At 71.7% G+C, this 12,878-nt stretch carries 16 protein-coding genes and 1 riboswitch; of the genes, 10 read left to right on the forward strand and 6 right to left on the reverse strand.

The annotated features are described in order from the left end of the window. Positions 1 to 13: 13 nt before the first annotated feature. On the forward strand, positions 14 to 1,330 hold the full coding sequence (locus tag BMW85_RS12855) for an LCP family protein (protein ID WP_245774757.1): 1,317 nt from the start codon (positions 14 to 16) through the stop codon (positions 1,328 to 1,330). Positions 1,331 to 1,360: 30 nt separating this feature from the next. Here BMW85_RS12855 and BMW85_RS12860 read toward each other — a convergent pair whose 3' ends face one another. Next, positions 1,361 to 2,017 (reverse strand): GOLPH3/VPS74 family protein, encoded by a 657-nt coding sequence (locus BMW85_RS12860; protein WP_091080973.1) that lies wholly within the window; start codon positions 2,015 to 2,017, stop codon positions 1,361 to 1,363. 70 nt (positions 2,018 to 2,087) lie between these two features. Between BMW85_RS12860 and BMW85_RS12865 the strand changes: the two genes are divergently transcribed. From BMW85_RS12865 to BMW85_RS12875, 3 genes are all read left to right on the forward strand, one after another. After that, positions 2,088 to 2,966 carry an Fpg/Nei family DNA glycosylase gene (locus tag BMW85_RS12865; protein ID WP_091080975.1) on the forward strand — a complete coding sequence of 293 codons (879 nt, stop codon included), beginning with the start codon at positions 2,088 to 2,090 and terminating at the stop codon, positions 2,964 to 2,966. A gap of 39 nt (positions 2,967 to 3,005) precedes the next feature. Further along, on the forward strand, positions 3,006 to 3,329 hold the full coding sequence (locus BMW85_RS12870) for a rhodanese-like domain-containing protein (RefSeq protein ID WP_091080978.1): 324 nt from the start codon (positions 3,006 to 3,008) through the stop codon (positions 3,327 to 3,329). A 64-nt stretch (positions 3,330 to 3,393) separates the two neighbouring features. Continuing rightward, a riboswitch (TPP riboswitch) is annotated at positions 3,394 to 3,510 on the forward strand. Continuing rightward, on the forward strand, positions 3,501 to 4,844 hold the full coding sequence (locus tag BMW85_RS12875; protein WP_091080980.1) for a purine-cytosine permease family protein: 1,344 nt from the start codon (positions 3,501 to 3,503) through the stop codon (positions 4,842 to 4,844). Its footprint overlaps the riboswitch before it by 10 nt. Here BMW85_RS12875 and BMW85_RS12880 read toward each other — a convergent pair. Further along, on the reverse strand, positions 4,810 to 5,379 hold the full coding sequence (locus BMW85_RS12880) for a methylated-DNA--[protein]-cysteine S-methyltransferase (RefSeq protein WP_091080982.1): 570 nt from the start codon (positions 5,377 to 5,379) through the stop codon (positions 4,810 to 4,812). The genes BMW85_RS12875 and BMW85_RS12880 overlap by 35 nt on opposite strands. An 87-nt stretch (positions 5,380 to 5,466) precedes the next feature. Between BMW85_RS12880 and BMW85_RS12885 the strand changes: the two genes are divergently transcribed. Next, the gene (locus BMW85_RS12885) at positions 5,467 to 7,335 is read left to right on the forward strand and encodes a sensor histidine kinase (RefSeq protein ID WP_091080985.1); all 1,869 of its coding nucleotides are present in this window, start codon (positions 5,467 to 5,469) and stop codon (positions 7,333 to 7,335) included. 142 nt (positions 7,336 to 7,477) lie between these two features. After that, a complete protein-coding gene (locus tag BMW85_RS12890; protein WP_342743401.1) occupies positions 7,478 to 7,912 on the forward strand; it encodes an ATP-binding protein in 435 nt (144 codons plus the stop codon). Between the two features lie 16 nt (positions 7,913 to 7,928). Here BMW85_RS12890 and BMW85_RS12895 read toward each other — a convergent pair whose 3' ends face one another. From BMW85_RS12895 to BMW85_RS49525, 3 genes are all read right to left on the reverse strand, one after another. Then, entirely contained in the window at positions 7,929 to 8,582 is a 654-nt protein-coding gene (locus BMW85_RS12895; protein WP_091080990.1) for a YidC/Oxa1 family membrane protein insertase, read from the reverse strand. Positions 8,583 to 8,671: 89 nt separating this feature from the next. After that, the gene (locus BMW85_RS12900) at positions 8,672 to 8,872 is read right to left on the reverse strand and encodes a DUF6412 domain-containing protein (RefSeq protein WP_091080991.1); all 201 of its coding nucleotides are present in this window, start codon (positions 8,870 to 8,872) and stop codon (positions 8,672 to 8,674) included. Further along, entirely contained in the window at positions 8,869 to 9,042 is a 174-nt protein-coding gene (locus tag BMW85_RS49525) for a hypothetical protein (protein ID WP_177240642.1), read from the reverse strand. Before BMW85_RS49525 ends, BMW85_RS12900 begins: the two co-directional genes overlap by 4 nt. Before the next feature lie 94 nt (positions 9,043 to 9,136). On the opposite strand from BMW85_RS49525, the gene BMW85_RS12905 reads away from it, so the two are divergent. Next, positions 9,137 to 9,829, forward strand: a complete 693-nt coding sequence (locus BMW85_RS12905; RefSeq protein ID WP_091080994.1) for a response regulator transcription factor — start codon at positions 9,137 to 9,139, stop codon at positions 9,827 to 9,829. Continuing rightward, on the forward strand, positions 9,829 to 10,953 hold the full coding sequence (locus BMW85_RS12910) for a sensor histidine kinase (protein WP_091080996.1): 1,125 nt from the start codon (positions 9,829 to 9,831) through the stop codon (positions 10,951 to 10,953). Before BMW85_RS12905 ends, BMW85_RS12910 begins: the two co-directional genes overlap by 1 nt. Here the strand turns inward: BMW85_RS12910 and BMW85_RS12915 are convergent. Then, complete coding sequence (locus tag BMW85_RS12915; RefSeq protein WP_091080999.1) at positions 10,904 to 11,545, reverse strand: hypothetical protein; 642 nt, start codon at positions 11,543 to 11,545, stop codon at positions 10,904 to 10,906. The genes BMW85_RS12910 and BMW85_RS12915 overlap by 50 nt on opposite strands. A gap of 187 nt (positions 11,546 to 11,732) precedes the next feature. Here BMW85_RS12915 and BMW85_RS12920 point away from each other — a divergent pair, with 187 nt between their 5' ends. Together BMW85_RS12920 and BMW85_RS12925 are read left to right on the forward strand one after the other, a co-directional pair. Beyond that, positions 11,733 to 12,080, forward strand: coding sequence for an STAS domain-containing protein (locus tag BMW85_RS12920; RefSeq protein ID WP_091081001.1), 348 nt, complete (start codon positions 11,733 to 11,735; stop codon positions 12,078 to 12,080). Continuing rightward, positions 12,077 to 12,829, forward strand: a complete 753-nt coding sequence (locus BMW85_RS12925; RefSeq protein WP_091081004.1) for a glycosyltransferase — start codon at positions 12,077 to 12,079, stop codon at positions 12,827 to 12,829. The genes BMW85_RS12920 and BMW85_RS12925 overlap by 4 nt, the downstream gene beginning before the upstream one ends. Positions 12,830 to 12,878: the final 49 nt, after the last annotated feature.

Below are 12,878 nucleotides of genomic sequence, written 5' to 3' on the forward strand. Positions count from 1 at the left end.
GGAAGAGGGCGAAGTGTCTGAGGACGACCGGACGCGAGCCATGCGCTCGCCGGGCGACGGGCGCCCGCTGCCGCCCAGGCCGGACGACGGCCTCCGCTCGGGCGGCGCTCCCGCCCACCAGGCGCCGCCCTTGAGAGGGGCGAACGCGCCCACCCACAAGCTTCCCACCGTCCCGCCGGCGCCCGAGCCCTCGTCACCCCGCGCCGCGGACGACGGCGGGCCGTCGCAGGGGCGCTCGCGCGTCTACGGCCGGGAACGTTCCGGCGGCGGCGGCCCCGTCCGGCCGCTGCGCTCGCCGTCGGGCGGCAGCGGCGGACCGCCGGAGCAGCCCCGCGGCGGGGACCCGCGGGGGCCGCGCGGGCCGCGCAGGCGGCCGTCCGGCCGGCTCATCGTCAAGATCATCGCCGCTTTCGTGGTGGCGCTGCTGGTGACGGGCGTCGGCCTGCTCTTCTGGATCGACTCGCGGCTGAGCGGCATCGAGGGCGTGCTCGACGACTACGAGGGCCGTCCCGACGACACCCCCGGCACCAACTGGCTGCTGGTCGGCTCCGACAGCCGCAAGGGCCTCTCGGCCGCGCAGCGGAAGAAGCTGGCGACCGGGCGGGCCGTCGGGCAGCGTACGGACTCGATGATGCTGCTGCACATCCCCGACGGGAGCGACAAGCCCACGCTGGTCAGCCTGCCGCGCGACTCCGCCGTCACGATCCCCGGCAGGGGCCGCGACAAGCTCAACTCCGCCTACGCCTTCGGCGGGCCCAAGCTGCTCGTCCGCACCGTGGAGACGGTCACCGGCCTGCACATCGACAACTACATGGAGATCGGGTTCGCCGGGTTCGTGGACATCGTGGACGCGGTCGGCGGGGTCGAGATCAACGTACGGGCCGCCGTCGACGACCCCAAAGCCGGGCTCAAGCTGAAGAAGGGCACCCAGGTGCTCAACGGCTCGCAGGCGCTCGGCTACGTACGCACCAGGAAGGGCGGCGCGCTGCCCGACTTCGAGCGGACCAAGCGGCAGCGGCAGTTCCTCGGCGCGGTCGTGAAGAAGGCGGCGAGCCCCGGCGTGCTGATCAACCCGTTCACGTCGATCCCGCTGGCCATGAGCGCCACCGACGCCGTCGAGGTCGACACCGGCACCGGTGTGTTCGACATGCTGTCGCTCGGGCTGTCCATGGGCGACAGCCCGGTGACGACCGTGGTGCCGTTCGGCGGGGAGGAGAGCGTGGCCAGCGGGGGCACGGCGATCAAGTGGGACCGCACCAAGGCGGTGGCCCTGTTCGACGCGCTCAAGGAGGACAAGCCGGTGCCGAAAGAAGTGATCGACGCCAACTGAGGCTCACGGACCGGCCGGCCGGTCCGTCTGTCAGCCGCCGCCGCCGGCGGTGGCCGCGACCGTGGCGGCGGTGATCGTGGCGATGGTGGCGGCGTTGATGGAGGCGATCGTCCTCGCCACCGCGTCGCCCGCCCAGGCGCCCTCGGCGAGCTCCTTCACCCGTTCCTTGCTCGCCCCGGGGAACGCCTTGCGGTCGAGCTTGGCCGCGTGCATGATCGCGATCAGTACGGCGGTGCGGGCGTCGGGCTCCGCGCCGCCGAGCACGCTCGCCACCCGCTCCCTGACGTCAGCCTCCACGCTGGGATCGGCCTCCGGCCAGCGCGTGACGGGGAAGATCCCGAGCACCTTGCTCCGCTGCTCGGTCAGCACCCCGGCCTCGGCGAGCCTGGTCAGCAGGCGTGTCCGCAGCTTGTGCGACTGCAGGCGCTGCACCCACCAGGCGGGCTTGCGCTGCTTGCGCTCGTCGCCCAGGCGGCTCAGCACGGCGTCCAGCTCGGCGTCCCCCAGTGGCGCTGAGCCGGTGAGAACGAGCTTGTCGTCCGACAGCTCGACGCGGCCCTCGACGGTGAGCTCGGCGAGGAGCGCACCGGCCAGCGCGGGGTCGAGTTGCACGGTGCTGATGAGCTGCTTGCCCTCGTCCTCGCTGTACGCGAGCAGGAGGAGTTCTTCGGCGATCGTCACCTTCATGCCCCGACACTAATCGCCCGGCGCTTTCCACAGGCTGTGGATGGTCCGGTGCGCATCGTACTCTGGGGGCATGCCGGAACTTCCCGAAGTGGAGTCTCTGGCCCACTTCCTGCGCGAACGGGCGGTGGGCCGGTCCATCATGGCCGTCGACGTGGTCGGCATCCAGGCGCTCAAGACGTTCGATCCGCCGGTGACGTCGCTCGGCGGGCTGACCGTGACCGGGGTGGCGAGGCACGGCAAGTTCCTCGACCTCGACTGTGACGGCCTGCACCTGGTCTTCCACCTGGCGCGGGCCGGATGGCTGCGCTGGCGCGACGACATGTCGGGGGCCAAGCCGGTGCGGCCGGGCAAGGGCCCGCTCGCGGCGCGGGTGCGCTTCGCGCCCGACGACGAGGGGCTGGCGCCGGGGTTCGAGCTGACGGAGGCGGGGACGCAGAAGCGGCTCGCGATCTATGTCACGAAAAATCCGGACGAGGTGCCCGGTGTCGCCGCCCTCGGCCCCGACCCCCTCGACCCGGCCTTCACCGTGGACGCGCTGAAGCGCATCGTGGGCGGCAACCGTACGCAGATCAAGGGCCTGCTCCGCGACCAGAAGATCATCGCGGGCATCGGCAACGCCTACTCCGACGAGGTGTTGCACGCGGCGCGGATGTCCCCGTTCAAGATCGCCGGGACGCTGACCGACGCGCAGGTCGCCGACCTGCACGAGGCCATCGTCACCACGCTCGCCGACGCCGTCGAGCGGGCGCACGGCCTGGCGGCCAAGGACCTCAAGGCGGAGAAGAAGTCGGGCCTTCGCGTGCACAACCGGACGGGGCAGCCCTGCGACGTGTGCGGCGACACGATCCGCGAGGTGTCGTTCGCCGACTCCTCGCTGCAGTACTGCCCCACCTGTCAGACGGGCGGCAAGCCCCTCGCCGACCGGCGGATGTCCAAGCTGCTCAAGTGACCTGCTCAAGCGACTCCGCGGGGGCGGGACAATGGAAGCATGACCGTTCCTGAGACCGAGGCCAGCGCCGTCCCCGCCGACGCCTACCTGCTCGACGTGCGCGAGCAGGACGAATGGCTCGCGGGCCACGCGCCGGACGCCGTGCACATCCCCATGACCCAGATCCAGGGCCGGGTCGAGGAGATCCCCGCCGACCGCACCGTCTACGTCGTCTGCCGGGTCGGCGGCCGGTCGCTGCAGGTCGCGGCCTGGCTCAACCAGCTCGGGCGCGACGCCGTCAACGTCGGCGGCGGCATGCAGTCGTGGGAGGCCGCGCGCCGGCCCATGGTGAGCGAGACCGGTCAGGAGCCGTTCGTGGCCTGATCGGCCGAGGGGGAGCCTCATATAGCGCTTTCCGCGCCATTGGGGCATCATGAGGGCGAAAACTACAGATCGTCGCGGGAGCTCGGGGTTCGCCGGGCTGAGAGGGCAGCTTTTCCAGCCGCTGCCGACCGCCTGAACCTGTCCGGGTAATGCCGGCGTAGGGAGTGTGCGATGGCGCAGGTCGCCGACGAAGTTCCCCTGACCCTCGACGGCGCTCCGCCGAAGACGCTGGGCGTCCTCGACCAGGGCGCGCTCTGGGCCAATCTCGGCGTCAGCCTCCTCGGCTTCTCCGGGGCGCTGTTCCTGCTCGACCCCCTCGGCAACGCCCCGCTCAGCCTGGCGGGCGCGCTCGCCGCGGCCCTGGTCGGCAGCCTCATCGGCACGGCCATGGTGGGCCTGTCGGCCGTCCCCGGCACGCGGACCGGGCAGCCCGCCATGGTGCTGCTGCGCGGGCTGTTCGGGGCGAAGATCTCCTACGTCCCCACGGTGCTCAACATCGTCCAGATGCTCGGCTGGGGGGCGTTCGAGCTGTGGGTGATCGCCAAGGCCGCCACCGCGATCTTCGGCGGGGTGCCTTACCAGGTGTGGGTGATCGCCGCGGGGGTGCTCACCACCGCGCTGACGATCTGGCCGCTCGGCGCGATCCGGCTGCTGCGCCGCTACGTCACGGTCGGCGTGATCGTCTCGATGCTCTGGTTCACCTGGTACTTCCTGAACGAGGCCCCCACGTACGCCGGTGGCTCGTGGACCGCGTTCCCCGCCGCCGTCGACTACGTGATCGCCCTGTCGGTCTCCTGGGTGCCGATGGCCGCCGACTTCGCCCGGCACTCCCGCTCCAGCCGCGCCGCGTTCACCGGCGTCGTCGGCGGCTACACGCTGGCCCAGGTCGCCTGCCTGGGGCTCGGTGTGTACGCGGTCGCCATCGCCGGCTCCGCCGCCGTCACCGCCGACAGCACCGCGGTCTTCGCCCCGTTCGTGGCGGCGCCGCTCGGCGCGCTGTTCTTCGGCATCCTGGTGCTGCGCGAGACCGACCAGTCGTTCGCGAACGTCTACTCGACCACGATGTCCCTGCAGAACCTCATGCCGCGCGTGGACCGGCGGGCGTTCTCGGTCGCGATCGGCCTCCTGACCGTCGCGATCGCCCTGATCGTGGACGTGACCTCCTACGGCGCGTTCCTCGGCGTGATCGGCGCGGTCTTCGTGCCGATGTTCGCCGTGCTGGCCGTGGACTACTTCGTCTTCGCCCGCGCCGGCCACTGGAACACCGCCGAGGACGCCCCCTCGCGCTGGAGCATGCTGGTGCCGTGGGCGCTCGGGTTCGTCGCCTACTGGCTGACCACCTCGACGCCCACCGTCGCCGCCTGGGACGGGATCTGGGAGGGCCTGCGCGACGCGATCGGCTTCACCCGCCAGCCGTGGATGAACGGCGCGCTCGGCGCCGCCCTGGTGGCGGCGCTGGTGACGCTGCTCGCCGGGGCGCTCACGGGCCGGTCGAGACGCGCCGTTCGACGTTGAGCAGGTGCTGCTTGGCGGCTACGCCCCCCGCGTAGTCGCCGAGCCCGCCGTCCTCGCGCACCACCCGGTGGCAGGGGACGATCACGCAGACGGGGTTGGAGGCGAGCGCGTTGCCGATCGCCCGCAGCGCGCGCGGCCGGCCGATGCTCTCGCCGATGCGCTCCAGCGTCGTGGTCGTGCCGTAGGGGACCGCCATCGTCTTCTGCAGCACCGTGCGCGCGAACGGCGTGGCGAGCGCCAGGTCGACCGGCGTGGCGAAGGCCCGCAGCCGTCCGGAGAAGTAGGCGTCCAGCTCTCTGCGCAGAGGGTCGAGGCGGCGCGGGTCGGGGCCGATGAAGCGGCCCACGGTGCGGCTGATCAGCTCGAAGACGTCGTTCTCCGGCTCGAAGGAGCAGGCCACGGTGCCCTTGGAGGTCGCCGCCAGCACCAGGCGGCCCACGGCGCCGTCGTAGGTGCCGAACGCGATGTCCGGTGAATCCCCCCGGTAGGTGCTGGAGGTCACGCGCAGCAGGGCGTCCAGTTCGCCGCTCGTCATGCCCTCGCCCCTCCAGGAATCGTCGTGACCGCAGCGTATCGGACGGATCGCCCGACGCACCCACCGCGCCACGTGCACTATGGAGGAGTGGGGGACCAATGGGCCGGTAGTGACGATGAGCTCGCCCGCGCGGTGCTCGACAGCTCGCCCAACGCCGTCGTCGCGGTCGACAGGGACCAGACCGTGCTGGTCTGGAACGAGGCGGCCGAGCGGCTGTTCGGCTGGAAGGCCGCGGAGATGCTGGGCCGCCGGGCGCCGATCGTCCCGGCGGAGCTGATCGCCGAGCACAACGCGGCGCTGGAGCGCGTACGGACCGGCGGCCAGGTGTCGGTGCGCACCAAGCGGCTCGACAGCGCCGGCGACCTCCTCGACGTGCGGGTGGACATCAGCGCGCTGCGGCTCGGCAGCGCCGTCGCCGGCTACGTGTGCGTCCACCACCTGGCCAGGGCCGACCAGGTCGCGAAGACCCGGATGGCGCGCCGGGCCAGGCTGGTGCGCCGGCTGACCGACGTGGTCGGCGACATCAACTCCGACCTGGAGCTGTCGGCCGTGCTCGACCGCATCTCGGCCAGCCTGACCGAGCTGACCGGGGCCGACGCGGGCGGGTTCGTGCTCATCGAGGGGGAGCGGCTGCGGCTGGTGAGCACGTACGAGCTGCCTGACGACCTCCGCGGCACCACCACGGACCTGCGGACGAGCCTCGTGGACCGGCTGTTACGCACGGGCAAGACCGTCCTGCTGGAGTCGAGCGGGCTCGACGACCTCGTGTGGGCGCGGCTGAAGGGCCTGCACACGATCGCGCTCGGCCTGGCCGCGGTCGGCGGCCGGCCCTACGGCGCGCTCTACGCGCTGTTCGCCAGGAGCACCCCCGGCCACCTGGAGCTGGAGCTGCTGGAGCTGCTGGCCGGGCACGCGGGCATCGCGGTCGGCAACGCCGTCGCCTACCAGGAGGCGGTGCGGCAGCGGGCCCACGAGCGGGCCGTCTTCGACGCCAGCGCCGACGGCATTGCCGTGCTGGACGAGGCCGGGCGGGTGGTGCGCTGGAACCCTGCCGCCGCCGAGATCACCGCGATCCCCGAGGAGACCGTGCTCGGCGGGCCGCCGCCGTTCCCGCTGCCCGAGCCGGGCGAGAAGCTCACCTTCCAGCTGGAGACCGGGCGGTGGCTGGACGTGGTGGGCGCGCGGATCGAGGAGACCGGCGAGGTCGTGGTCGACTTCCGCGACGTGACCAGGGCCAAGGAGCTGGAGGAGGCCAAGGACCTGTTCCTCGCCACGACCAGCCATGAGCTGCGCACGCCGATCACGATCGTACGGGGGTTCGCCTCGACGCTCGACGCCCGCTGGGACAAGCTCGGCGACCTGGAGCGGCGCGCGGCCGTGCACACCATCGCCGAGCGGGCGAGGTCGCTCGGCCAGCTCATGGACCACCTGCTGCTCGGCGCGCGGGCCGGGGCGGACGAGCTCAAGGTGAGCATCGAGGAGTTCGACCTGGCCGACCGCATCCACGCGGCCACGCTGGGGCTGCCGGTGCTGTCGGACCGGCACCGGGTGGAGGTCGCGATCGGCGACGGGCTGCCTCGCGTGCTCGGCGACGCGCTCGCCACGGACATCGTGCTCGGGCAGCTCCTGGAGAACGCGTTCAAGTACTCGCCCAAGGGCGGGCTGATCCGCGTGGAGGCGTGGCCGGAGGACGGCCACGTGGTCGTCGTGGTGGACGACGAGGGCGTCGGTATCGCCGCTCCTGACCGGGAACGGGTCTTCGAGCGGTTCGTCCAGGTGGACAGCGGGGACCGGAGACGGTTTGGTGGAGTAGGGCTCGGGCTCTACATCGTCCGCAGTCTGGCGAGGGCACAAGGAGGAGACGTGAGCGCACAGCCGAGACCCGGCGGGGGCACCAGGATGCGGCTGGTGCTGAAGGGCGCCGGCACTATCGGATCCGACACACCGATGCGGTAACGAGGTGGTCACGGTTGAGCTGATCTATCTTCCAATGTGTACAAGCTGTGATCGAGATGCGGTTTCTGGGATCGAGTAACGGGGCATTTCGGTCGTACCGGGGAGTGTTCCCGCGGGGGGCACAGGGAACGGGGAGGTGGGTGTGTCAAGCGTGGTGCTGCTGCCGTACGCGCCGTCCAGCGTCGCCGTCGCCCGCCAGCGTCTGAGCACGGACCTGCAGGACAGCGGGGTCTTCGCCACGGCGATCGACGACGCCGTGCTCGTCGTGAGCGAGCTGTTGAGCAACGCGCTGCGGCACGCGCACCCGCTGCCGTCCGGCATGGTGAGAGTCGCCTGGCTGCGCAGTGACGGCCACATCGAGGTCGCGGTGAGTGACGGAGGCGCGGCGACGGAGCCACGGGCGGCCCGGCCGACCCTGTCCTCGCTCGGGGGGCGGGGGCTCGGCATCGTGGAGTACGTCGCGGAGAGCTGGGGGGTGCGCCACGACGGGGACACCACGACGGTGTGGGCGATCCTGCCCGCTCCTCAGACGGCTTCGATGAACGGGCAGGTCGCGGCGTTGAAGGAGGCCGGCTAGCCGGTCCTGGGGCGCGTCAGGCGCCCGCGCCGGCCGGGCGCCGGTAGAGCACGGCCCGCTCCGCGGTCGCCCACGCGCTCGACACCAGCAGGTAGAGCCCCGCCGCGAGCGGCAGCACCAGCACGGCCACCACCGACCCGTACGGCGCCAGCTTCGCCATCCTCCTGACCAGCTCCGGCTGCTCGTCCCCGATCCTGATGTTCCTGGCGGACAGCCACGCCACCGCCGTGACCAGCACGAGGATCAACGCGAAGACCGAAACAGGCACACTGAGCAGACCGTAATTCGCCACCAGGCCCGCCACCTGCTGCCCCAACGGCGCCCCGAACAACGTGTGCCCAGCCAGCGCGGTCGGATGCGTGGCCACCCGGTACATCAGCCACAGGAACGGCAACTGCCCCAGCATCGGGAGGAACCCGGCGAACGGCGAGCTGCCCTCGGCGGCGTACAGCGCCCTCGTCTCCTCGGCCAGCCGTTCGGGCCGGCGCGCGTGGCGCTTCTTCAGCGCCTGGAGCTTGGGGGCGAGGCGTTCGCGGATCCTCGCCGTACGGGCCTGGCGCACGTTGAGCGGCAGCAGCAGGAGCCGTACGGCGAGCGTGAACAGCACGATCGCGAGCGCGGCGTCGCCCCCGGCCGTGCCGACGACGAACGCGACAAGAGAATCGATCATGACGAAGCGAGCCTTCCATCCATGGGGAGACGATCGGGATGGGGCTCACCGCGCGGCGAGCCCCGCTTGCCTGGGGAAGCGGGGCATGCCTAAGGAGCGCGCGGGCGGGACCGCCCGGCGGCGTCAGGGTCGCGCTGGCGCTGGAAGGCGCTGCGGCGCGCGTAGGTCAGCGGAGAGCCAGGGGGCTCCCCGCCGAGGACGGGCAGCAACCTGGCCGCCCACGCGACCAGCAGCAGGATCGCCACCAGGGTGATCCCGGCCAGCCACGGATCGAAGAGGAACTGGGTCACTCTGACCTGGAGGACTTGCTCATCACGGTGACCACCACGAACACGAGCAGAGCGATCACACCGACGATCAGGACGAGCTTGAACAGACCCGCCAGCAGCGGCAGCAGGAAGTTGAACAACACGAACAGGCCCAGCAGGGCCCCGAGGACGGCCATCACGACTCTACTCATGAGCCCACCGTACGTCCTCCGGGCAGGGGCCGCGAGGCTTACGGAGTGATGACGTGAACGACGTTCCCGGGGGCGTGAGCCGTACCGTGAGGTGATGAACACGCGCATCCTGGTGGTCGAGGACGATCCGACCGTGTCCGAGGTGGTCGCCCGCTATCTGGAGCGTGACGGGCACGAGGTCGAGTGCGTGGGCGACGGCGCCGAGGCGCTGCGCCGGGCCCTCGCGCATCCGCCCGACCTCATGGTCCTCGACCTCATGCTGCCGAGGCTCGACGGGCTCCAGGTGTGCCGCAGGCTCAGGGAGCGCTGGCCGGTGCCGGTGATCATGCTGACCGCGCTGGGCGAGGAGATCGACCGGGTGGTCGGACTGGAGACGGGGGCCGACGACTACGTGGTCAAGCCGTTCAGCCCGCGCGAGCTGGCCCTGCGGGTGCAGTCGGTGCTGCGGCGGGCGCGCGGCGCGTCCGTGACCGGCGGCACCGGGGTGCTGCGCGACGACGACCTGACGGTGGACGTCGGCGCCCACGAGGTGCGCCTGCGCGGCGCCGAGGTCATGCTGACCGCCCGCGAGTTCGACCTGCTGGCCTACCTCATGCGCAACCCCCGCCAGGCGTTCAGCCGGTCGGCGCTGCTCAACCAGGTGTGGGGCTGGTCGTTCGGCGACTCGTCCACGGTGACCGTGCACGTGCGGCGGCTGCGGGAGAAGATCGAGCCTGATCCGACCTCGCCGCGCAGGATCGTCACCGTGTGGGGCGTCGGCTACCGCTACGAGCCGATGGAGGGCTGATGGCGGCGGGCGGTGTTGCGCCGGCCGCCGTGGCGGTCGGGGAGCTGCCGACGGTCGTGGCCGTGGCGGCCGGGCTCGGGCTGCTGGTGGCGCTGGGCGGGATCTGGGCGATGGGGCGGCTGCGCACCCGTTCGATCGGCGTGATGCTGGCCGTGGTCGTGGTGGTGGCCGTGGCGGCCACGCTGGCCGGCGTCGTGGCGATCATCGCCAAGATGATCATCGAAGGGCCGGTCAAGGACTTCGTGCTGAGCGTGGTGGCCGTCGGCGGGCTGGTCGGGCTGGGGGTGGCGTTCGTGCTGTCCAAGCGGGTCGTACGGGAGAGCCGCCGGCTCGTCGACGCCGTACGGGAGCCGCCGTTCAAGGCGCCCCAGGGGCTGCCCGCCGAGCTGCAGGAGATCGCGAACACCCTGGAGGAGGCGTACGCCCGCGAGCGGGCCTTGGAAGGCGCTCGGCGGGAGCTGGTCGCCTGGGTCAGCCACGACCTGCGTACGCCGCTCGCCGGCATGCGGGCCATGGCCGAGGCGCTGGAGGACGGCGTGGTCTCCGACCCCGCGACGGTCGCCCGCTACCACGGGCAGATCAAGCTGGAGGTGGAGCGGCTGTCGGCCATGGTGGACGACCTGTTCGAGCTGTCGCGCATCCACGCGGGGGCGCTGCGGCTGTCGCGGGCGAGGGTCGGACTGGCCGATCTCGTCGCCGACACGGTCGCGGGCGTCGAACCGCTCGCCCGAGCCAAGGGCGTGCTGCTGACCGCCGAGGCGGCCGACGCCGCCGTGCCCGTCGAGGCCGACGCGGGCGCGCTGGGGCGAGCCCTCGGCAACCTCGTGGTCAACGCCATCAGGCACACCCCGTCGGACCGGGCCGTGGTGCTGCGGGCCGGCGTGGACGACGGCATGGCGTGCCTGTCGGTCGCCGACTGCTGCGGGGGCATCCCGGAGGAGGACCTGCCTCGCGTGTTCGAGGTGGCCTTCCGGGGGGAGAGCGCACGCACGCCGACCGCCGACGGCGGGGCCGGGCTCGGGCTGGCCATCGCCCAGGGCATCGTGGAGGCGCACGACGGGGTGATCGGGGTGGTCAACGACGGGCCGGGGTGCCGGTTCGAGATCCGGCTGCCCCTGTGCTGAGGGTGGCTTCGGTGCTGGGCGTGCTCCGGACCGTCTCCTCCCCGATGCGGAGCTCCTTGGCGGGGCGGGCCGGCCCATCGGGCGCGGACGGGGACGGAGACGGTGACGCGGACGGAGACGGTGACGGGGACGCGGACGCGGACGGGTGGTCGGTCGCGGTGTCCTGTGCGGCTTCGGTGTCGGGTGCGGCTTCGTTGTCCTGGGTGCCTGTCATGTCCCGGTGGGAGCCGAACGACTCCACCATCGCCCGAAATGTCGGACACGGCCATCGCCACATGCAGCTCCGGCACCGCAGGATCGGATGCGCGGCGTCGCTGGTGATGCCACCCGCGTCACGGGGCTGATGCAGGTCGAGCAGCCTGAGCCCCAGCTCGGACAACCTGAGCAGGTCGGTGCGCGCCCCCGCCAGGAACTCCAGGTCTTCGCGGACCAGCCGCGTACGGATCGGGACGTAGCCCTCGTGGTTGAGCAGGCCACGCAGCCGCGCTGCTTCGTCATGCCATGAGTTGGCCTTCTCCGTACGGAGAAGGATGGACTCCAGCCGGTCGCGGAGCCCTTCGCGCTGAGGATCTTCGGGTTTCTCGGTCTTCATCGACGTGGGGCCCGTCAGCCGTGCCCTGGTCCCTCCTTCTCGGTGCCGCGGCGGGTGTTCAGGTGTCACGCTGTCAAGCTTCGCGTACTCTCCGTGCCCATGGAGCCCAAACGGAGGACAAAAACCTGTGCTTGGCCTATCGGCGTGACAACGTGACCGGAAGCCTCCGCGCCGCTAGCCTGCCCATGTGGAGCTCAAGGTCTCGACTCGATCACATGCCGGGTTCGCGCTCGTCGCGGTCACCGGGGAAATCGACCTCTATACGGCGCCTCACCTGCAGTCCGAGTTCACTCGGCTGCTGCAGGAAGGGCCGAGCCGGGTGGTCATCGACATGTCCGCCGTGGATTTCTGCGACTCCACGGGCATGAACGTGCTGCTCTCGGCGCTCAAGAGAATGAAGGAGCAGGGGGGCACGCTGGAGGTGGCCTCGCCCCGCCCCGCCGTACGCAAGATCCTGCAGGTCACCGGGCTCGACTCGGTGTTCACCGTGCACGAAGAGGTTCCGCAGGAGTTCCTCATATCCGAGGGTTCATGACGAGGAGTTCACGAGCAGTGAGCGGTGACACCGCGGTCGTCATTCCGGCGGCGAACGAGGCCGAACGCATCGCGACCACCGTCAAGGCCGCCTCGGCGCTGCCCGGCGTGGACCTCGTGGTGGTCGTGGACGACGGCTCGCGCGACCTGACCGGCAAGGCGGCGCGGGCCGCCGGAGCCCGCGTGGTGCGGCACAGCCGCAACCGGGGCAAGGCGGCCGCGATGGAGAGCGGGGCCGAGGCCGTACGCCTCCTGGACGGGGACGACGCCGCACCGCGCCACCTGCTGTTCCTGGACGCCGACCTCGGAGCCACGGCCGCCGCCGCGGCGCCGCTCGTCGAGCCCGTACGCGCGGGCGTGGCCGACATGACCATCGCCGTCTTCGCCACCAGGGTGAAGCTTGGGGGCCACGGGTTAGTCGTCCGCCTGTCCAGGGAGGGCATCCGCCGCGCGACCGGCCTGGAGCTCGCCCAGCCGCTCAACGGCCAGCGCTGCCTGACCCGGGCCGCCTTCGAGGCCGCGCGCCCGCTCGCGCACGGGTTCGGCGTGGAGACCGCCCTGACCATCGACCTGGTGCGCAAGGGATTCCGGGTGGAGCAGGTCGAGGTCGAGATGGCGCACCGGGCGACGGGCACGGACTGGCGGGCGCAGCTCCATCGCGCGACCCAGCTCCGTGACGTGGCACGGGCGCTCGCCACCCGCGACCCGGTGGTCGTCCAAAACCTGAACAAACTTCACCCCAACCGCTGACCACCTCCAGGACAGGTCGAGCCGACGCCACGGTCACCGGGCATCCGCG

The sequence above is a fragment of the Nonomuraea wenchangensis genome, from assembly GCF_900111685.1.
In the GTDB taxonomy this organism is placed as follows: Bacteria; Actinomycetota; Actinomycetes; order Streptosporangiales; family Streptosporangiaceae; genus Nonomuraea; species Nonomuraea wenchangensis.